A 20,199-nucleotide genomic window follows, 5' to 3' on the forward strand; every position below is an offset into this window, starting at 1 on the left:
GAACCTGGCGAAAATGGAGGGAACCAAACCTGCTACTATAACGGCTTTTCGAGGCCGTCGTTGGGGGTCCCCAGCCTTTGCAGCAGCTGGCAGCAAGGCGGTGTCCACGCCGGGGAAGCGGCCGCGCCGCACGGCTCGAGGCGGCCCGCAGGCAGCCTGCGTGACCTCCCGGAAAGCGGTCCCGGAAAGCGCCTGCCGGGCCGGTGGCCCTGATCTTCCGCCGCCCGCCGCCGGGCGGACATTCCGATCATTCGAAATTCATTCCCGATGTCCAATCCGTCCGCCACGTCTTCCCGCATGACCGCGCCCGAATTGCGCGCGACCACGTCGCTCGCGGCGATCTTCGCGCTGCGCATGCTCGGCCTGTTCATGATCATGCCGGTGTTCTCGGTCTATGCGAAAACCATCCCGGGCGGCGATAACGTGCTGCTCGTCGGTATCGCGCTCGGTGCCTACGGCGTCACGCAGTCGCTGTTCTACATCTTCTACGGCTGGGCGTCCGACAAGTTCGGCCGCAAGCCCGTGATCGCCACCGGCCTCCTGATCTTCGCGCTCGGCAGCTTCGTCGCCGCGTTCGCGCACGACATCACGTGGATCATCGTCGGCCGCGTGATCCAGGGCATGGGTGCCGTGTCGTCCGCGGTGCTCGCATTCATCGCCGACCTGACCTCCGAGCAGAACCGCACGAAGGCGATGGCGATGGTCGGCGGCTCGATCGGCGTGTCGTTCGCGGTCGCGATCGTCGGCGCGCCGATCGTGTTCCACTGGGTCGGGATGAGCGGGCTGTTCGCGATCGTCGGCGTGCTGTCGATCCTCGCGATCGGCGTCGTGGTGTGGATCGTGCCCGACGCGGCGAGGCCCGTGCACGTGCCGGCGCCGTTCGGCGAGGTGCTGCACAACGTCGAGCTGCTGCGCCTGAACTTCGGCGTGCTGGTGTTGCACGCGACGCAGACGGCGCTGTTCCTCGTCGTGCCGCGCCTGCTGGTCGACGGCGGGCTGCCGGTCGCCGCGCACTGGAAGGTCTACTTGCCGGTGATGGGGCTCGCGTTCGTGATGATGGTTCCGGCGATCATCGTCGCGGAAAAACGGGGCAAGATGAAACCGGTGCTGCTCGGCGGCATTCTGGCTATCCTGATCGGCCAATTGTTGCTCGGCAGCGCACCGCATACCATCCTGATTGTGGCGGCGATCCTGTTCGTGTACTTCCTGGGCTTCAACATCCTGGAAGCGTCGCAGCCGTCGCTCGTGTCGAAGCTCGCGCCCGGTTCGCGCAAGGGCGCGGCCACGGGCGTCTACAACACCACGCAATCGATCGGGCTCGCGCTCGGCGGCATCGTGGGCGGCTGGCTGCTGAAGCACGGCGGCGCGAACACTGTCTTCTATGCCTGCTCGGGGCTCGTGGCGGCGTGGCTTATAATCGCGGCCAGCATGAAAGCGCCGCCGCGCAAGGCCTGAACCCTCTTTTCGGGCAGGCACCGGCGACGCTCGCCGGCTTGCCCGGCGGGCCGCTCCGACGATATTCGCGGGCGGCCCGGCATCGAATTTACTGGAGAAACACATGGCATCCGTCAACAAGGTCATCCTCGTCGGCAATCTCGGCGCCGATCCTGAAGTCCGTTACCTGCCGAGCGGCGACGCGGTTGCGAACATCCGTCTCGCGACGACCGATCGCTACAAGGACAAGGCAAGCGGCGATTTCAAGGAAATGACCGAGTGGCACCGCGTCGCGTTTTTTGGCCGTCTCGCTGAAATCGTCAGCGAATACCTGAAGAAGGGTTCGTCGGTCTATATCGAAGGCCGTATCCGCACGCGCAAGTGGCAGGGCCAGGACGGCCAGGATCGCTATTCGACCGAAATCGTCGCCGACCAGATGCAGATGCTTGGCGGCCGCGGCGGTTCGGGCGGCGGCGGTGGCGGCGGTGACGAAGGCGGTTACGGCGGCGGCTACGGCGGTGGTGGTGGCGGTCGCGGCGGCGAACAGATGGAACGCGGCGGTGGCGGCGGTCGTGCCGGCGGTGCGCCGCGCGGCGGTGCAGGCGGCGGTCAGAGCCGTCCGAGCGCGCCGGCAGGCGGCGGTTTCGACGAGATGGACGACGATATTCCGTTCTGACGGAACGTCGGTATCCCGCACCGGAATGGGCCCGAATGTCCGAGTCAAGCCAATCGCTTGGCACGGACCTTCGGGTCTTTTTCCGTTTACGCCCCGCGCCCCGGAGACCGCCAGTGGCTGACGCGCTCCCCGACCTCATCGCCCCGCGGCTCGATGTGCTGTTCTGCGGGATCAACCCCGGCATGACCGCCGCCGCGACAGGGCATCACTTCGCGGGCAGGAACAACCGCTTCTGGCGCGTGCTGCATCTCGCGGGCTTCACGCCGGACGAAATCGCGCCGAGGGACGACCGGACGATCCTCGCGTACGGATGCGGGCTGACCGCGGTCGTACCGCGACCGACCGCGAGCGCCGATCAGTTGTCGCACGCGGAATTCGTCGCCGAGGCGGCTGTCCTCGAGCAGAAGATCGTGCATTACGCGCCGCGCTTCGTCGCGTTCCTGGGCAAGGCCGCGTACGCCGCGCTTTCCGGACGACGCGAGATCACGTGGGGCCGGCAAGCCGAGCACATGCAGCGCGCGACCGTCTGGATCCTGCCGAATCCGAGCGGCAGGAACCGCGCATTCGGCATCGACGACCTGGTCGACGCGTATCGCGAGCTACGAGAAGCGGCGCACGCCGTTTCGGGCCGCCGGCAGCAGGGGACGTCGGATGCCGCGCAATAAGCCCGCGTCGTGCTGGCCGGGTGCGCTGTTGCCGCGCGCGTTCTTCGATCGCGCGGCCACCGAAGTCGCACCGCAACTGCTGAACAAGATCCTGGCGGCAGCGGACGGCCGTGCCGGCCGGATCGTGGAAGTGGAGGCCTATGCGGGTGCGATCGACCCGGCCGCGCACACCTACCGCGGCAAAACGCCGCGCAATGCGACGATGTTCGGGCCGCCCGGGCATATGTACGTCTATTTCACCTATGGCATGCACTGGTGCTGCAACTGCGTGTGCGGTCCGCAAGGCGCCGGGACGGGCGTGCTGATCCGTGCGCTGGAGCCGCTGCACGGGCTCGAACGGATGCGTGCGGCCCGGCCGCCGCTGACGCGCGATCGTGATCTGTGCCGGGGGCCCGCGCGGCTGACCCAGGCACTCGGCATCGCCGGCGCGCAGGACGGGGTCGATCTGGTCGTCGCGCTTGAAGGTTTCGCGCTCGTGGATGACGGCATGGCGCCGCCCGCGAACCTGGCGGGCGGGCCGCGCGTCGGCATTCGCGTCGGCCAGGAGCTGCCCTGGCGATGGAGCGTGCCCGGCAACCGTCATGTGTCGGGACCGCTGCCGCGCATCTGACATATGTCACGCGGTCGCCACGATTGACCGGCTAAGCTCGTCCTTTCGACGTTTCGATCGAAGGAGACACCATGCGGCGGGTCGTATTCAACCAGAAGGGCGGTGTGGGCAAGTCGACGATCGTCTGCAACCTGGCGGCGATCAGCGCGAGCGAAGGGCTGCGCACGCTCGTCATCGACCTCGACGCGCAGGCGAATTCCACGCGCTACCTGCTCGGCGACCGCGCGGCCGACGCGCATCCCGGCGTCGCCGAATTCTTCGAGACCGCGCTGACGTTCAACTTCCGGCCGGTCGACGTCGCCTCGTTCATCCATCCGACGCCGTTCGACGGGCTCGACGTGATGCCCGCGCATCCGGACCTCGACGCGCTGCACGGCAAGCTCGAATCGCGCTACAAGATTTACAAGCTGCGCGATGCGCTCAACGAGCTCGACACCTACGATGCCGTCTACATCGACACGCCGCCCGCGCTGAACTTCTACACGCGCTCGGCGCTGATCGCGGTCGAGCGTTGCCTGATTCCGTTCGACTGCGACGACTTCTCGCGTCGGGCCCTATACACGCTGCTCGAGAACGTGAAGGAAATCCAGCAGGACCACAACGCGGCGCTCGAGGTCGAAGGGATCGTCATCAACCAGTTCCAGCCACGCGCGAGCCTGCCGCAGCGGCTGGTCGACGAACTCGTCGAGGAAGGGTTGCCGGTGCTGGCGTCGCGGCTGTCGGCGTCGGTGAAGATCCGCGAGTCGCATCAGCAGTCGACGCCGGTGATCCATCTCGAGCCGGCGCACAAGCTCGCGCAGGAGTTTCGGGCGCTGCATCGCGAACTGGTCGGGTGAGGGGGGCGCCGCAGCCCCCTCCCGGCAATTCATATACGATCATTGAATTCGCCATTAATAATCCCGGAAACGATTTCAAAATAAATCTGGAAAAACGATTACATAATCATCTGTCCCGTTTTCAATGCGCGCCCTTTTTCTAATAACGGGAATAATGACGGGGTAAATGTTGCGGCTGGCTACGGTGGGTTATGCTGTAAAAAAGTAAAAGTCATTGTCAGGCAAGGCGTTGCGAGGCGACCCCATTATGAACAAGCACCGTTGTGAAGCGGTCACTTCGACATTTAAGGGTTTTCACCTAGTATTAATGCCACTTAATTGACAATTAATCCATCTAAAATGGCCATCCTCAACTCGTCACAATCAATCGTGCCTGAGGGTTGTGAATAAGGAAGCAGGCCCTCGATCTGACTTCCATTTTCTTTACGTCGTCTCTCGCATTGCCAACAGGAGCGTGCCCGATGTCCGTATTTGCCCCCGAAAAATTCGCCGCCGATTATCAGTCCGGAATCGCCGCCTGGTTCGCGATTGCCCGTCCGGCAATCAATGGTTTCGAGGCAGTCGTCGAACTCAACCTGCAAGCGGCCAAGACGGCGCTCCAGGAATACGAGGACAAGCTGAAGAACGCGTTCAACGCGAGCAACCCGGCTGCAGGCTTCGCGCAGCAAGTCGCCGCACCGCAGGAAGCCGCCGGCAAGGCCGTCGCATACGGTCGCCATCTGTTCGATATTGCCGTGTCGACGCAGGCCGAGTGGGCGAAGGTTGCCCAGGCTCAGTACGAACAGAACGACCAGCGCGTGAAGGAAGTGGTCGGCGAGTTGACGAAGCATGCGCCGGCGGGTTCGGGCGCCGTGGTCGCCGCGCTGAATTCGGCGCTGTCCGCGGCGACGGCCGCAGCCGACTCCGTGCGTGCAGCGACGGGGCAGGCGATCGAAGCCGCGCAAAGCGGTTTCGACGCAGTCAGCGAAACGACGGCCCGCGGTGCCAAGCAGACCGCCGCCGCCGCTCGCAAGGAAACCGCTTCGCGCGAGTCGGCTGCATGAGCGCATGTCGCGCGCTGGCGCGACACTGATTGAGCGGCGCCGGCGGGCGCCGGCCGCCGCGTGTGCCGCGTGGCGTTCGGCGTATGTCCGGCCGCCGCAGCGTGCCCGGACACGGTCGGGGCGGGCGGATGCACGGCACGCGTGAGCGTGCGAACGTGCAGCCGCATCGCCGGCCGCACGGCGCTCACGCGCCGCCGCCGCGCGGTACCGGCACGCAATATGGATCGACCCACTGATTTCAATGCAGGAAGAGAACATGACGGACGTAGTGATCGTATCGGCCGCGCGGACCGCGGTCGGCAAATTCGGCGGTTCGCTCGCGAAGATCGCGGCACCGGAGCTGGGGGCGACGGTGATTCGCGCGGTGCTGGAGCGTTCGGGCGTGAAGCCCGAGCAGGTGAGCGAAGTGATCATGGGGCAGGTGCTGGCGGCGGGCTCGGGGCAGAACCCGGCGCGCCAATCGCTGATCAAGGCCGGCCTGCCGACCGCGGTGCCGGGCATGACGATCAACAAGGTGTGCGGCTCGGGCCTGAAGGCCGTGATGCTGGCGGCGAACGCGATCGTGGCGGGCGACGCGGACATCGTGATCGCGGGCGGCCAGGAAAACATGAGCGCGGCGCCGCACGTGCTGCCGGGCTCGCGCGACGGGTTCCGGATGGGCGACGCGAAGCTGGTCGACACGATGATCGTGGACGGCCTGTGGGACGTGTACAACCAGTACCACATGGGCATCACGGCGGAGAACGTCGCGAAGGAATACGGGATCACGCGCGAGGAGCAGGACGCGTTCGCGGCGCTGTCGCAGAACAAGGCGGAAGCCGCGCAGAAGGCCGGGCGCTTCGATGCGGAGATCGTGCCGGTGTCGATTCCGCAGCGCAAGGGCGAGCCGCTGCAGTTCGCGACCGACGAGTTCGTGCGTCACGGCGTGACGGCGGAATCGCTGGCGGGGCTGAAGCCGGCGTTCTCGAAGGACGGCTCGGTGACGGCGGCGAACGCGTCGGGGCTGAATGATGGCGCGGCGGCGGTGCTGGTGATGTCGGCGCAGAAGGCGGCAGCACTGGGCCTGACGCCGCTTGCGCGGATCAAGGCGTACGCGAACGCGGGCGTGGATCCGAGCGTGATGGGCATGGGTCCGGTGCCGGCCTCGCGCCGCTGCCTGGAGCGTGCGGGCTGGACGCCTGGCGACCTGGACCTGATGGAAATCAACGAGGCATTCGCGGCGCAGGCGCTGGCGGTGCACAAGCAGATGGGCTGGGACACGTCGAAGGTGAACGTGAACGGCGGGGCGATCGCGATCGGTCACCCGATCGGCGCGTCGGGCTGCCGGATTCTGGTGACGCTGCTGCACGAGATGGTCAAGCGGGATGCGAAGCGCGGGCTGGCGTCGCTGTGCATCGGCGGCGGGATGGGCGTCGCGCTCGCGGTCGAACGCGGTTGAGCAGGGTCTGACGATATTGCACGCGGGCGGCGCCGGCCGGTGCCGCCCGCGTGCGCAGCAACCTTCGCGCGGAACAAGCAACCAACAACAAGCGTGATGTACCGGTGCGCCGTGCCCGCCTTGCGGGTGCCAGCGCATCGCAGCGGTGGGGCGGCAGCATGTGCCATGCCGTCGCTCCGCATCATTGACTACCTTTTTGTCGGTAACTTATAGGATGACTAAGCGAATTGCAGTTGTGACTGGTGGAATGGGCGGCCTCGGCGAAGCGATCAGCATCCGGTTGAACGATGCGGGCCACCGGGTCGTCGTCACGTATTCGCCGAACAACGCGGGCGCCGATCGCTGGCTGACGGAAATGCATGCGGCCGGCCGCGAATTCCATGCGTATCCGGTGGACGTGGCCGACCACGATTCGTGCCAGCAGTGCATCGACAAGATCGTTCAGGACGTGGGCCCGGTCGACATCCTGGTGAACAACGCGGGCATCACGCGCGACATGACGCTGCGCAAGCTCGACAAGGTCAACTGGGATGCGGTGATCCGCACCAACCTCGATTCCGTGTTCAACATGACGAAGCCGGTCTGCGATGGCATGGTCGAGCGCGGCTGGGGACGCATCGTCAACATCTCGTCGGTCAACGGCTCGAAGGGCTCGATCGGCCAGACCAACTACGCGGCCGCGAAGGCCGGCATGCACGGCTTCACAAAATCGCTCGCGCTCGAGATCGCGCGCAAGGGCGTGACGGTGAATACGGTATCGCCGGGCTATCTCGCGACGAAGATGGTGACGGCGATCCCGCAGGACATCCTCGATACGAAGATCCTTCCGCAGATTCCGGCGGGACGGCTCGGTCAACCCGAGGAAGTCGCGGCGCTGATCGCGTATCTGTGCTCGGAGGAGGCCGGCTTCGTGACGGGCTCCAACATCGCGATCAACGGCGGCCAGCACATGCACTGACGCGCAGCGGCCCGGGCGGCGTTCGCGCGCGCGCCCGGGCCGTGCTCCCGCTGTATCCAGCGCCGGGGCGTCGCGGCACGCGCGCCGCCCCGGCCTCGCATTCCGGAGGAGGCATGGGTGACACCTGGATGGGACTCGCGATCGGCGGCTCGGCACTGGCCGTCGCGCTGACGATGGCGATCGCGCTTCACTGGCTCGAGCAGCGCCGTGCGCGGCTGCTGCGCAACTTCGATCCTCTCGATTGCTGGCTCGTCGCGTATGGCAAGCGCCTCGTGCGCGGGCCGGCGCGTCGCACGCGTAGCGGCGCGCGCTGACGGCGGCGGTGCGGCAACGGCGCGTTCACGCGTCGTGCCGCATCGCGCGCGTTCGTGTGCGGTACGCGAGACGCCCGCGCTCAATCGCTGCTTTTCGCCGCACCTTCGCCCGAATCGTTCTTGTGGAAGATCCGCTTCGTCGTGCGCTTGGTGGCATCCCAGCCCTCGCGCGACGCGTGCGCGATGCCGTGGCCGACCGTCTTCGCGGCGCTCGCGGTTGCGTGGCCGAAGCTTCGCGCGGCCTCGCCGGTCTTGTGCGCAGCTTCTTTCGAATCGCGCTTGATGTCCTGCTTCACTTCCGACATGTCCGCGTGCGCGATCGGGCTGATCAGCGCGAGAACGAACGCGGTGCAAATGAACTGACGTGCTTTCACGACCTGGTTTCCTTGGGGCTAGTCATCGAGGGTCCGCGCGGCCGGCAGGCGGCGGAACGAATACGCCGGCCGCCGATGCATCGAGCATCACCGCGGCGCGGCCGCCGAGCAGCACGCGCTCGCCGCAGCGCAGCGTGAAGCCGTACAGCACGGAGCGGTCGTCGCCGCCGATGCGCTCGGCGTCGACGATCAGCGGCAGCTCGAACGTGTCGAGCCGATCGACGAACGCGTCGACGTTGCGCACGCTCGCCAGATAGCCGGCGCGCGGCCGCGCAGGTTCCGTCAGCGCGTGTTGCGTACCGACCAGCGCGCCGTGCACGGCCATCGCCTGTGCCGCGTATTCGATTCCGCAGACCGATGCGAGCCGGCCGTGCGAGCGAAGCGGGTTGTGCGGATCGCGATGGCTCGTCGCGCTGCAGCGGATCCGCACGGCATCCCATGCATCGACGCGATCGAGCAAGCACATCGCGCCTTCGTGCGGAATGTGCGCGGCGATCCATGCGCGATCGAGCGTTGCCGTCGTCAGCGCAGGCGTCGGCGTCGTCATTGCGCGTGCTCCGCCGCGGGATGCGCCGGCGCGATATCGACCCGCACGCGCGTATCGTCCAGATAGTCGAGCACGACGCTCGCCGTGTGCCGAGCCGCGAGCGCGTCGAGCAGCGGCAGTGCGCGCGCGGCCGGATTGCCGGTGCGCAGCGCGTCGAGTTCGGGGTTCGCGAGCGTCGTCGCCGGCGCGTCGGTGAGCTGCACGTCGATGCGCGCGAGCGTGCGTTCGCTCGCGTCGGGCACGAGCACGAGCGCGACGCCGAATGCGTCGACGATCGGTCGCACCGCACGCAGCGGCTCCGGATAGTCGGTGTCGTAGGCGATCAGCAGGCTCGGCACATGATCGACCGCGACCTGGCACAGGCTCTCCAGCAAGCCCGCGGCAAAGCTGCCGTCGTGAGCGCACAGCACGTTCGACGTCGCCATCGCGCGGGTCGCGATGCTCCAGTAGCCGGCCGGCGCGTTGTGCACGGAGTTGTGAAAGCGGGTGGGCGACAGGTGGCGATCGTCGCCGGCGAGGGTCTCGCAGATCGCGTGGCAGTTCTGACCGTCGCCGCCGGACGCGCTGAACACGGTCGCGAGCGTGGCGGCATCGCGCCCGCTCGCGGCTGCCGCCTCGAGGCCGACCGCAAGCGCGACGCGCACGACGGGGCCGGTGCGGCGGCGTTCCGCCGGCGGCAGGCTGGCGGGCGGCGGCAGCACGGTGCGCGCGCTCGCATAGGCCGCGCGGCCCGCGAGCACGTCGGCCGCGTGCGGCCAGTCGTTCAATCCCGGCCCGACGAGGCCGACACTTTCGATGAAGGCGGTGAGGGTCATGTCGGCTCCCGGCGGCGGGCATGCTCGGCGCGGCCGAGGATCATGCTGCAGTTCGTGCCGCCGAACCCGAACGAATTCGACAGGACCGCACGCACGCGCGCCGCGCGGCTCGCGAGCACGTAGTCGGCGGCCAGCGCCGGGTCGGGCTGCGTCGTGTTGACGCCGGCCGGCACGAACTGCTCGCGCAGCGCGATCGCGGCGACGACCGCTTCGAGCGCGCCGGCCGCACCGAGCGTGTGCCCGGTCGCCCCCTTCGTCGAGCTGCACGGCGTGCGCGCGAGCAGCGCGCCGACGGCGCGGCTTTCGGCGGCATCGTTGCTGGGCGTCGCGGTGCCGTGCAGGTTCACGTAGTCGATGTCGCCTGCCGCGAGGCCGGCCGACGCGAGTGCCTGTTCGATTGCGATGCGCGCGCCGAGCCCTTCCGGATGCGGCGACGACATGTGATGCGCATCGCTCGATTCGCCGATGCCGAGCAGCAGGATCGCGTCGTCGTCGAGCGCGGCGCGTGTATCCGGCACGCGTTCGAGCAGCGCGAACGCAGCCGCTTCGCCGATCGAGATGCCGTCGCGCGCGACGTCGAACGGCCGGCACGGCCTGCGCGACAGCAGTTCGAGCGAATTGAAGCCGTACAGCGTCGTCAGGCACAGCGAATCGACGCCGCCGACGACGGCCGCATCGATCAGCCCCGCTTCGATCATCCGGCGCGCGGAGCCGAATACCTTCGCGCCGGACGAACACGCTGACGAGATTGCCATCGCCGGTCCGCGGAGCGCGAAATACGCGCGCACGAACGCGGCCGGCGAATACGGGTTGTGCGTGTGCGCATAGCGGAACCCTGCGGGCAGCGCGCCGCTCGCCGGATCGCGTTGCGCGTACGCGCGTTCGGTCTCGAGGATGCCGGACGTGCTCGTGCCGATGAACACGCCGACGCGCGCGGCGCCATGGCGCGATACGGCCGCCGCGACGCGTGCGTCGAAGCCGTCCTGGACGAGGCCGAGTTGTGCGAGGCGGTTGTTGCGGCAGTCGAAGTCGGCCAGATCCGTGCGCACGGGATGCGCATCGACGCCGTCCACCGCGCCGATCCAGGTGTCGAGATCGGCGCGTTCGAAGTCGCACGGCGTGAGCCCGCCGCGTGCGTTGCGCAGCGCGTCGACGGTCGCATCGAGGCCGCTGCCGATGCAACTGGTGGCGGTGAAGTGCGAGAGCAGGAGAGGTTTCACGAGGGTCGTATCCGGTGGCCGGAACGGGCGCCGCAGCAGGGCTGGCGGGCGCGCCGGGCAGGGTCAGATTTTATCAAACGGGGGGGCCGGCGTGCCGGGCTGGGCGGGCGATTCGGGCGCGAGCGCGGCGCGCAGCGTGGTCCAGTGCAACTGCGCATCGGCGGCCGCGCGCAGCAGCGCCGGCAGCACGTCGAGCACGACCGGTTCGCCGCGCGCGTCGCGTGCCGCGTGGCCGTCGTGCACGAGCAGGATGTCGCGCGGCGCCAGACCGTCGAGCAGGCGGCGCGTGACGATGTCCGCGTCGCTCGCGCGCGTGTCGAAGCCGCGTCGCGTCCAGCTGGCGAGCCGCAGGCCGAGCTCGCACAGCACCGGCTCGAGAAATGGATTGCGCAGGCCGGCCGGTGCGCGGAAGAAGCGCGGGCGCGTGCCGGCGATCTCGGTCAGCGTCTGCTGCGCGGCCGCGATCTCGCGCCGCAGCGCGGCGGGCCCCGACAGCGAGAACGTATGCCGGTGCCGCTGGCTGTGGTTCTCGACCGCATGGCCGCGCGCGACGATCGCTTCGATCCACCGCGGATGGCGGCGCGCGAGATCGCCGATGCAGAAGAACGTCGCGCGCGCATCGTGACGATCGAGCAGGTCGAGCACACGCGGCGTGACGTCGGGGTCCGGGCCGTCGTCGATCGTCAACGCGATCCGACGGCCGGCGCCGGCCGGCAGGCGCGTCCAGTTCGGTCCGAGCAGCGCGCTGCGCGGCCACAGGCCGGCGGCAGTCAGCGCGAGATGCGACGCGACCACGCCGCCGGCTGCCCACGGCCATGCAGCCGGCTGCGCGACGACGGCCGCGAGCGCGCCCGCGTGCAGCGCCGCCGTGCCCGCGATCAGCGGCGTCGGTTTCCAGCGGCGCGCATCGCCCGGCTGCCGCGGTGGAACGGACGACGGCGCATTCATGCGCGGGCTCCTGTCAGGTCGGGACGAGCGCTGCTCGTCGCTGCGGCGCGTGGCGCGAGAATCGCGGCGAACGCGAGCGCGAGCATCGCGCCAGGGCCGACGGTCAGCCCGAAGGTTTCGAGCAGCGGCACGCGCGACAGCGCGAGCAGGCCGAAGCCGGCCACCGTCGCGAGGTTCGCGATCAGCAGCGACACGAGCGTATGCGGCGTGACCGGTTGTGCGTCGTCGCGCTTGTTGAAGAACAGCGCATAGTTCGAGCCGACCGCGACGATCAGCAGCATCCCGACGAGATGCAGGATGGTCAGCGGCACGCCGGCGAGCGCGAAGCCGGCCGTCACCACCAGCACGGCCGCGACCAGCGGCGCGAGCGCGCGCACGACGTGACGCGGCGAGCGCAGCGCGATCAGCAGCAGCACGGCGATCGCCGCGAAACCGGCGAGCGACAGCCGGATGTCCTCGTGCACGTAGTTCACGTACAGGCGGTCGGCCTCGGCCTTCATGTCGACGAACAGCGCATCCGGCACGCCGGCGCGCGCGACCGCCGCGCGGATCGAAGCGGCGTCGAGCGCCGGCGTGGCTGGCGACGCGGTACGTGCGGCATCAGGCGCGCGCAGCGGCAACATCGCGCTCCAGCGGCCCGCGCGCTCGGTGAGCAGCGCGTCGACGGCGAGCGCCATCGACGTGCCGCGCAGGTCCGCGCGCGTGATCGGCGGCGCGCGGCGTGCGGTCTCGACATCGGCGATGAACGGTGCGAACAGCTCGGGCCGGACCGAGATCGGCTGGTTCGCGACGGCCGCACGCATGCGCGTGGCAAGCACGTCCGCGTCCGGCAGGCTCGCCTGGCGCGCGCGCTGCGCGGCTTCGCTCGGCAGATAGCGCGCGGGACTTTCGAAGCCCGCGAGCGTGCCGCGATCGACGAGCGGCTGCAATTGCGCGGCGACCTGCTCCGCGCGTTCGAGCGCGGCCTGTTCGGTCGGCGCGGAAATCATGACGAGGTAGCGCACGTCCGGCGCGCCGACATCGGCGCGCAGGCGTGCGTCGAGTGCCTGCGCGCGGGCGGGAACGGGGCTCAGCGCTGCAAGCTCGCGGCTCCACAGGCCGTCGCGATGCAACACGAGCGTCGCGCACGCGGCGAGCACGAGCACGGCGAGCGGCCAGCGCAGCCGCGGCGCCGCGGCGGCCGCACGCGCGAGCACCGCGCCGACGCGCGACACGTCGCGAATCGCGACGTGCTCGCCGCGCAGGTGAGGCAGCACGAAGCGCGTGACGAGCGCGGCGGCCGTCAACCCGGCGATCGAGTACAGCCCGAGCTGCACGAGGCCCGGAAAACCGGAGAACAGCATCGACGCAAAGCCGCACACGGACGTCAGCACGCCGAGCCTGATCGTCGGCCAGTACGTGGCGACCCATGCGCGCGTCGCGTCGGCAGGCCGCGCGGTGCCGCGCGCGCCGACCTGAGCCGATTGCACGAACAGGTAGATCGAATAGTCGACGGCTTCGCCGATCAGTGTCGTGCCGAAGCCGAGCGTCAGCCCGTGGACCGTGCCGAACACGATGCTGACCGCCGCGATGCCGGCCGCGATGCCTGTCAGCACCGGCAGCAGCCCCAGCGCGAGCGTGCGCGGCGAGCGGTACAGCGTCATCAGCAGCGCGACGATCAGCACGACGCTCGCCGTCGACAGCCGCTCGACGTCGTGCCGGATCGTGTCGCGCGTGTCGACCGAGAACACGCCGGGGCCGGTCATCGCGAGCGTGTACGCGGCGCGGTTCGACAGCGTCCGCGTCGCGGCGGAGAACGCGTGGCGCACCGCGTCGATCGCGCGCGCCTGCGCGTCGGTGTCGGAGCCGGCGGCGGCCGTCTGCACGACCAGCACCGCGCGCGTGCCGTCGCGCGACGTCCACACGCCATCGCGCATCGCGGGCTGCGCGCCGCTGTCGAGCTGGTCGACGAGCGCGGTCACTTCGCCGGTCGGGTCGCGCGGCAACATCGCCTTCGCGACGAGGCCCGCCGACGAGCTCAGCAGGTCGAGGCTGTCGCCGAGCGCCTGGTGCAGGCCGCCCGCGCTGAAGCGTTGCGGCGAGACGGCCGGGCTCAGCAGATAACGATGGTCGAACACGAACTGCCGGTCTTGCACGTCGTTGACCGCTTCGCCGTTGTTGATCGCCGAGAATTGCCGGTCGGCGCGCAGCGTGCCGGCGACGCGCCGCGACAGCGCGGCGCGCGTGGCCGCATCGCCGCCGTCGATCGCGACGAGGATCAGCCGCGACACGATGCCGTCACGCAGTTGATCGACGAGCACGCGCTGCCCGGCGCTCGGCGCGCTCGGCAGGAATGCGGACAGGTCAGCCGTGAAATTCGCACGGGCGATCGCGATCCCGCATGCGACGAGCGCAACCAGCCACACGAGCACGGCGCGCTGCCGCCACGCGGACGGGCGATGCGCGACGGGGGCGGTCGGCCGGGTGCGCTCGTCCATCACTTCGCCGGGACGGGTTGCAGGCGCATCGTCGAATGGTCGCCGTCGGCCTGCCGGATCGCGACGCTGCGCAACTCGTCGCGCGAGCCCTCGAGCGTGATCGTGCTGACGACCTTCAGCATCCGCGAATCGAGCGGCGTGAGCATCAGCGTCCAGTCGTCGCCGCGACCGGCGAGTGCGACCTTGTAGACCTGCTCGAGCGCGTAACGATTGCCGGCGAGCGTCGCGCGGATGCTGTCGATGAACGCGCCGAGTTCCGGATAGCGCGCGAGCGCGAGCGTGTACTTGCGGTTGTTGCGCTCGACGGTGAGCATGTCGCCGTCGACGACGAGATGTTCGGGCTTCGGGCTCAGCGTGTGCTTCTCGAGGTGGTCGGGCGCGACGAACACGAGCTCGCCCGACGATTCGAGCGGTTGCGCGGCGATCGATAGCGTCTTCGTCTCGATGAACGTCGCGCGTCCGGACTTGTGCTGCGCGAGCGTCGACATCAGCCGGTCGAGGGTCCACGCCGCACCGGTGTCGGCCGCGTGCGCGGGCAGGGCGAGCGCGACGGCGGCCGTGATGGCGAACGTGCGCGCCGAGCGGCGCAGCGCGGGCGCGGACGGTAGCGGGAACAGCGACAGGAAGCGGAGAACGGCGGTCATGCGTCGGAATCCCTCGTGGCGGACAGGTTGGCGCACGCGCGCGCATCGTCGCGGCGCGCGGCGGCCGTGCCGGTCTGCCAGAAATCGAAATAGTTGAACCAGTTGTACGGGGCCGCGCGGCAATACCTGTCGAGCAGCGCGACGTAGCGCGCGAGCGCCGCGTCGACGGCCGCCGCGCGCGCGTCGCGGCGCACGTCGGAGAAATCGGCGAGCGTCTCGAAGTGCACGTCATAGCGGTTGCCGTCGCGATAGAGGCCCGTCATGAACAGCACCGGGCGCCGCAGCATCGCGGCCATGTACAGCGGCCCGAGCGGGAACGCGGCCGGTGCGCCGAGCAGCGGCAGCCGCCGCATCGAGGTTGCTGCATCGTCGAGCAGCGTGCGGTCGGCGAGCATGCCGACCATGCAGTTCGCGTCGAGACGCTCGCGCACCTTCAGCATCGAGTCGACCTGCCCGAGCGGAATCACGTCCGGTTTCGCGGCCGGGTTCACGGCGGCGAGCGTCGCGTTGATCTTGCGCGCGTTCTCTTCGAACATCGTGACGACGACGCGCAGGTCCGGACGCGTGCGGCCGATCGCGCGCACGACTTCGAAGCTGCCGAGGTGCGCGCCCATCAGGAATGCGCCGCGCCCGCCGGCGAGCGCATCGTCGACCCGCGTTTCGCCATGCAGCCGGATGTCGAACAGGTCGAAGCGGCCGTTCATCAGGTAGATGCGGTCGTGGATCGTCGCCGCGAACGTGAACACGTGCCGGTACACGTCGCGCCAGCGCACTGGACGGCCGAGCACGCGGCGCAGATAGTCGCGTGACGCCGAGCAGGCGGCCGGCGAGAACAGCACGAAATAGGTCGCGATGGCGTGCAGCACGACACGCGACGGCCGCCGGCCGAACCGCAGCGAGATCCAGGTCATCGCGCGCAGCAACGCCGCGTTGCTGCGTTCCTGGCGCTCGGCCCATGCGGTGCGCTTCATGGCCGTGTGCCCTCCGGCGCGGCGGCCGGTGCGGACAGCACGCCGGTGGCGACGTCGCGTGCGCCGGCGCGCAGCGTGAAGCGGATCGCGCCGCCGGCCGCTGCATCGAACGCGAGATCGAGCGGCTCGCCGGGCGTGACCGGGCTCAGGAATTTCGCGGAAGCCAGCCGCCACGTGTGCAGCGGGCGGTTCAGCGACGCACCGAGCGCGGCGATCGCGTGATCGAGCAGCACGACGCCCGGCACGATCGGATGACCGGGGAAATGACCGGGCAGCGCCGGGTGATCGGCGGGAATCGTGAACGCGAGCGGCGCAGCCGTCACGGCGCGCTCGTCCGCTTCGGCCGCTGCGGCCCGCGTGTGCCGTGCGACGAGCGCGGCGAGCACGTCGCGCGGCAGCTTGCCCGTTTCGTTGCGCGGCAAAGCGTCGACGAACACGAGCGGACGCGGCATGAACGCGGGATCGATCCGTTCGCGCAGCGCGCGCTGCAGGTCGGCCGCGGCGAGCGTCGGCGCGACCACGAGCGCGACGAGCCGCGTGACCGGTTCTCGGGTCGCATCGGCGTCGGCCGGCGTGGCGTCGTCCGGCATGAAGAACACGCCGTCGACGACGTCGGCGATCGCGTTCAATTGGTGATTCAGATAGGCGAGCGACGTGCGCTTGCCCGCGATGTTGACGAGGTCTGCCTTGCGGCCGTGCAGCAGGAAGCGGCCGTCGCCGATCAGTTCGAGCGCATCGCCCATCGGCACGGGGGTTTCGACGTGTCCGCCCGACGCCCACACGGTCGGACCGCTGTCGTCGCCTGCGGTGTCGCGGCCCGGCGCGTCATGTGCCGGGCGTGCGTCGAGGCGGATGCCCGGGAACAGCTGCCACGTCGCGCCTTGCGACGTGCGGCGCGTCGCGATCTGGCCGGTCTCGGTGCTGCCGTAGATCTCGACGAGCGGCGCATCGAGCGCGGCCTCGGCTTCGCACGCGAGCTTTTCCGACAGCGGCGCGGTGGCGGACAGCACGAGCGCGGCCGGCGGCAGCGCATGGCCGGCCGACAGCAGTGCGCGCAGGTGAATCGGCGACGTGACGAGCACGCGCGGCTGCGGGATCGCGGCGAGTTCGTCGCGAATGTCGACGGGGTAGAACGGCTGGCGGTTGCTGAACGCGAGGCCGCCGATCAGTGCGAGCAGCACCGTCGACTCGAAGCCGTACATGTGTTGCGCGGGCACGGTGCCGATCAGCGTGGCTGCGCGGCCGTCGAGCAGGCCGAGGCGGTCGGCCGCCGCGCGCACGCAGCCGACCAGGAAGCCCCAGGTCTTGCGATGCGGTACCGGCGCGCCGGTCGAGCCCGACGTGAACACGTACGCCATGATTCGCGACGCGTCGATCTGCGGCACTACGCACGGCGCGTCGTCGGGGAGGTCGACGGGTGCGGCGTCCGGATAGGCGAAGCGCGGCAGGTCGATCGTGCAGTCCGGCGCGTCGTGCAGGCAGAACGCGTCCGGTGCGAACGACGCGAGCTGGCGCACCATCTCCGGCGTGTGTGTCGACGGCAGCAGGCTGATCCTGCCGGTGACGAGCGCCGCGCACAGGCTGACGGCGAAGCGGTAGCGATCGCGGCACACGTTGAACACGTGGCTGCCGGCGGGCAGCGCGGCGGCCACGCGCGCGACGTCGGCGACGAACGCGCGCACGCTGACCGGCGTGCCGTCGCGCCAGGCAATCACCTGGTCCGGCGAGGAATGGAACACCAGCGGGTAAGTCGGCATAAATCGGCGAAAGCGGGAGACGGTCACCGGCGCGGCCGCGATGCGGCGCCGCGCCGGTCATGAATTCATCGTGACGGCTGCGTCGACGCGCGGTACGCGCGCACCGCGTCGATCATCCTCGGCCGTGCGTCGTGCGGCAGTGCGAAGCGCCGGCACGCATGCTCGGCGGCGAACATCACCGCGACGAGCGGCAGCGACAGGTAGTTCGCGAACGTCGACCATGCGACGATCGGCGCGGTCGCGAACAGCAGCGTCGACACGGCGGCGATCGCGACGAAGAACAGCGTCCATGCGAACGTGATGCGCCGCGTGTAGATCGCGACGGCCGGCGTGATCGTGCCGTGGATCATGGTCGCGAAGCGCGTGCACAGCGGCACCTGGCCGGCCGCGAGCGTGCGGCCGAACAGCAGCGCCAGCGCGAGGTTGAAGCTCGCGTGCTCCAGATACAGGCCCCATTCGAAATGGCGCGCGAGCGGAATGCGCGCGGCCCACAGCGCGGCCGCGGCGAGCAGCCATGCGGGCACCAGCCATCCACGCCTCGGCGAGCGCAATGCCGCGCCGAGCGCGAGCAGCAGCGGCGGCACGAGCGCCATCGCGAGGCCGAAGCCGTGCGCGCCGGGAGTCGCGGCCGCGTAGTGCGCGCCGATCTGGTACGCCGCCACCGCGGCGGCCGCGCCGACGCCGCGTGCGATGCCGAGCGGCGAGGTCATCGCGGCGCTCCGGGCGCGCGGCGCGTGCGCGCATTGCTGTCGTCCGTCGCGGCGCGGCGGCGGACGGGCGGGCAAACCGGGGCGAGACGAATGGACGGGCGCGGCATGGCTGCTGGAAACATCGGACGGATCGCGGCCGGACGCATTCGTCGGGCCGTCAAACATCATATGAATGGCGGCCGGGACGCATGTCCGGGCCGGCTATCGTGCACGCACATTTTAGGGCCGCGGCGCGGCGGTTCGAGGTCGACGCAGCCGGGTTTTGTAACCGAATGTATGGCAGCGCACTGAACCTTTCGCGGCGGCGATTCATTTCCGCCCGAAGCGGCTCAAGCGTCTGCTGCGATCGGGGCCCGAAACCGGCCGCGGCGGGGGCCTTCAGTCTGTAACCAATCCCCGTATACGTGCCGATACCCATCGTCTAGAATCCGCGTAACTTTTACAAACGACCCCCAATAACGCAGGCGGGGAAGCCGGCAGACGCCGGAGGGACGGAGATTCGCGCGCGCTTCGCACGCGCCGGGCGTGCACGACGATTGCCGTTTCCGGGTGCCTCCCGCTGCCATGGGCCGCCTGCCCGCAAGCATGATGAACGCACTGGAACAAGAGCTCGCCACGCTGATCATCGGCGAACTGAATCTCGAAGACGTCCCGCTCGAAACGGTGACGGCCGGGACCCCGCTGTATGGCGAGGGCTTCGGGCTCGACTCCATCGACATCCTGGAAATCGCGCTGCTGATCTCGAAGAAATACGGCTTCGAGCTGCGCTCGGACAATCCGGACAACCAGAAGATCTTCGCGACGCTCGGCGCGCTCGCCGAGTACGTCGCCGCGCATCGCACCAAGTGACGGCGGCGCGCGCGAACGCGACGCGGCACGCAGACGATGACGGCACGCGGCGGCGGTCGCCGGACGAACCACGGCCGCGTCGATCGAGAGGAAACGCCATGAACGGAGCAATGCGATGCGGGCGCTCGTAACGGGTGGCAGCGGCGCACTCGGGCAGGCGATCTGCGCGGCGCTCGCGCAGGCCGGCCACGAAGTCTGGGTGCACGCGAACCGGAATCTCGCGCAGGCGGAGGCGGTCGCGCAGCAGATCGTCGCGGCCGGCGGCACCGCGCATGCGATTGCATTCGACGTGACCGACGCCGATGCGACGCTCGCCGCGCTCGCGCCGTTCATCGACGACGCACCGGTGCAGATCCTCGTCAACAACGCGGGCATTCACGACGACGCACCGATGGCCGGCATGTCGCGCCGGCAGTGGCATAGCGTGATCGACGTGACGCTCAACGGTTTTTTCAACGTGACGCAGCCGTTGCTGCTGCCGATGATCCGCACGCGGCGCGGCCGGATCGTCAACATCGCGTCGGTCGCCGGCGTGACCGGCAACCGCGGGCAGGTCAACTACGCGGCCGCGAAGGCGGGGCTGATCGGCGCGACGAAGTCGCTGTCGCTGGAGCTCGCGTCGCGCGGCATCACGGTGAATGCGGTCGCGCCCGGCATTATCGAATCGCCGATGGCCGACCATGCATTTCCCGCCGAACGGATCAAGCAGCTCGTGCCGGTGCAACGCGCGGGCCGGCCCGACGAAGTCGCGGCGATGGTCGCGTATCTGGTATCCGATGCGGCCGCTTATGTGACGGGACAAGTGTTGTCCGTCAACGGCGGGCTCGCATGACGACGCGCGCGGCGTCGGCCTGACGCGAAGCAACGGCGCGCAACGCGGCGCGTGGCCACGACGCCGCGAGCCCGCACCGCA

Annotated in this window: 21 protein-coding genes; 11 read left to right on the forward strand and 10 right to left on the reverse strand. The window is 69.4% G+C overall.

The window, feature by feature from the left end:
* Nucleotides 1-267 precede the first annotated feature (267 nt).
* The 9 genes from WS66_RS15150 (at nucleotide 268) to WS66_RS15190 (ending at nucleotide 7,974) form a co-directional block, all read left to right on the forward strand.
* Nucleotides 268-1,455 (forward strand): MFS transporter, encoded by a 1,188-nt coding sequence (locus tag WS66_RS15150; RefSeq protein ID WP_108064682.1) that lies wholly within the window; start codon nucleotides 268-270, stop codon nucleotides 1,453-1,455.
* Between the two features lie 103 nt (nucleotides 1,456-1,558).
* Entirely contained in the window at nucleotides 1,559-2,110 is a 552-nt protein-coding gene (locus WS66_RS15155) for a single-stranded DNA-binding protein (protein ID WP_059603013.1), read from the forward strand.
* A gap of 113 nt (nucleotides 2,111-2,223) precedes the next feature.
* Nucleotides 2,224-2,775, forward strand: a complete 552-nt coding sequence (gene mug, locus WS66_RS15160; RefSeq protein WP_059603015.1) for a G/U mismatch-specific DNA glycosylase — start codon at nucleotides 2,224-2,226, stop codon at nucleotides 2,773-2,775.
* Entirely contained in the window at nucleotides 2,762-3,385 is a 624-nt protein-coding gene (locus WS66_RS15165) for a DNA-3-methyladenine glycosylase (protein WP_059603017.1), read from the forward strand. The genes mug and WS66_RS15165 overlap by 14 nt, the downstream gene beginning before the upstream one ends.
* Before the next feature lie 71 nt (nucleotides 3,386-3,456).
* On the forward strand, nucleotides 3,457-4,221 hold the full coding sequence (locus WS66_RS15170; protein ID WP_059603020.1) for a ParA family protein: 765 nt from the start codon (nucleotides 3,457-3,459) through the stop codon (nucleotides 4,219-4,221).
* A 461-nt stretch (nucleotides 4,222-4,682) separates the two neighbouring features.
* The gene (gene phaP, locus WS66_RS15175) at nucleotides 4,683-5,264 is read left to right on the forward strand and encodes a TIGR01841 family phasin (protein ID WP_059603023.1); all 582 of its coding nucleotides are present in this window, start codon (nucleotides 4,683-4,685) and stop codon (nucleotides 5,262-5,264) included.
* A gap of 256 nt (nucleotides 5,265-5,520) precedes the next feature.
* Entirely contained in the window at nucleotides 5,521-6,702 is a 1,182-nt protein-coding gene (locus tag WS66_RS15180) for an acetyl-CoA C-acetyltransferase (RefSeq protein WP_108064745.1), read from the forward strand.
* A gap of 214 nt (nucleotides 6,703-6,916) precedes the next feature.
* Nucleotides 6,917-7,660, forward strand: coding sequence for an acetoacetyl-CoA reductase (gene phbB, locus WS66_RS15185; protein WP_059607740.1), 744 nt, complete (start codon nucleotides 6,917-6,919; stop codon nucleotides 7,658-7,660).
* 113 nt (nucleotides 7,661-7,773) lie between these two features.
* Nucleotides 7,774-7,974 carry a hypothetical protein gene (locus WS66_RS15190; RefSeq protein ID WP_059607737.1) on the forward strand — a complete coding sequence of 67 codons (201 nt, stop codon included), beginning with the start codon at nucleotides 7,774-7,776 and terminating at the stop codon, nucleotides 7,972-7,974.
* Between the two features lie 80 nt (nucleotides 7,975-8,054).
* On the opposite strand, the gene WS66_RS15195 is transcribed toward WS66_RS15190, so the two are convergent.
* From WS66_RS15195 to WS66_RS15240, 10 genes are all read right to left on the reverse strand, one after another.
* Nucleotides 8,055-8,348, reverse strand: coding sequence for a hypothetical protein (locus tag WS66_RS15195; RefSeq protein WP_059607735.1), 294 nt, complete (start codon nucleotides 8,346-8,348; stop codon nucleotides 8,055-8,057).
* Nucleotides 8,349-8,370: 22 nt separating this feature from the next.
* On the reverse strand, nucleotides 8,371-8,895 hold the full coding sequence (locus WS66_RS15200) for a hotdog family protein (RefSeq protein ID WP_059607734.1): 525 nt from the start codon (nucleotides 8,893-8,895) through the stop codon (nucleotides 8,371-8,373).
* Nucleotides 8,892-9,710 carry a beta-ketoacyl synthase chain length factor gene (locus WS66_RS15205; protein WP_059607732.1) on the reverse strand — a complete coding sequence of 273 codons (819 nt, stop codon included), beginning with the start codon at nucleotides 9,708-9,710 and terminating at the stop codon, nucleotides 8,892-8,894. The genes WS66_RS15200 and WS66_RS15205 overlap by 4 nt, the downstream gene beginning before the upstream one ends.
* Nucleotides 9,707-10,930 (reverse strand): beta-ketoacyl-[acyl-carrier-protein] synthase family protein, encoded by a 1,224-nt coding sequence (locus WS66_RS15210; protein ID WP_059607730.1) that lies wholly within the window; start codon nucleotides 10,928-10,930, stop codon nucleotides 9,707-9,709. The genes WS66_RS15205 and WS66_RS15210 overlap by 4 nt, the downstream gene beginning before the upstream one ends.
* A gap of 63 nt (nucleotides 10,931-10,993) precedes the next feature.
* Nucleotides 10,994-11,878 (reverse strand): polysaccharide deacetylase family protein, encoded by an 885-nt coding sequence (locus WS66_RS15215; RefSeq protein ID WP_059607728.1) that lies wholly within the window; start codon nucleotides 11,876-11,878, stop codon nucleotides 10,994-10,996.
* Entirely contained in the window at nucleotides 11,875-14,355 is a 2,481-nt protein-coding gene (locus tag WS66_RS15220; protein ID WP_059607726.1) for an MMPL family transporter, read from the reverse strand. Before WS66_RS15220 ends, WS66_RS15215 begins: the two co-directional genes overlap by 4 nt.
* A complete protein-coding gene (locus WS66_RS15225) occupies nucleotides 14,355-14,999 on the reverse strand; it encodes a LolA-related protein (RefSeq protein WP_059607724.1) in 645 nt (214 codons plus the stop codon). The genes WS66_RS15220 and WS66_RS15225 overlap by 1 nt, the downstream gene beginning before the upstream one ends.
* Nucleotides 14,996-15,970 (reverse strand): LpxL/LpxP family acyltransferase, encoded by a 975-nt coding sequence (locus WS66_RS15230; protein ID WP_059607722.1) that lies wholly within the window; start codon nucleotides 15,968-15,970, stop codon nucleotides 14,996-14,998. The genes WS66_RS15225 and WS66_RS15230 overlap by 4 nt, the downstream gene beginning before the upstream one ends.
* Nucleotides 15,967-17,727: an AMP-binding protein gene (locus WS66_RS15235; protein WP_059607720.1), complete on the reverse strand. Its 1,761-nt coding sequence runs from the start codon at nucleotides 17,725-17,727 to the stop codon at nucleotides 15,967-15,969. The genes WS66_RS15230 and WS66_RS15235 overlap by 4 nt, the downstream gene beginning before the upstream one ends.
* A gap of 65 nt (nucleotides 17,728-17,792) precedes the next feature.
* The gene (locus WS66_RS15240) at nucleotides 17,793-18,437 is read right to left on the reverse strand and encodes a hypothetical protein (RefSeq protein ID WP_059607755.1); all 645 of its coding nucleotides are present in this window, start codon (nucleotides 18,435-18,437) and stop codon (nucleotides 17,793-17,795) included.
* A gap of 564 nt (nucleotides 18,438-19,001) precedes the next feature.
* On the opposite strand from WS66_RS15240, the gene WS66_RS15245 reads away from it, so the two are divergent.
* Entirely contained in the window at nucleotides 19,002-19,286 is a 285-nt protein-coding gene (locus WS66_RS15245; protein ID WP_082722004.1) for a phosphopantetheine-binding protein, read from the forward strand.
* 115 nt (nucleotides 19,287-19,401) lie between these two features.
* Nucleotides 19,402-20,118, forward strand: a complete 717-nt coding sequence (fabG, locus tag WS66_RS15250) for a 3-oxoacyl-ACP reductase FabG (RefSeq protein WP_059607718.1) — start codon at nucleotides 19,402-19,404, stop codon at nucleotides 20,116-20,118.
* The last annotated feature ends 81 nt before the right edge of the window (nucleotides 20,119-20,199 follow it).

This window comes from Burkholderia sp. LA-2-3-30-S1-D2 (assembly GCF_001523915.2).
GTDB classification, from domain to species: Bacteria; Pseudomonadota; Gammaproteobacteria; order Burkholderiales; family Burkholderiaceae; genus Burkholderia; species Burkholderia diffusa.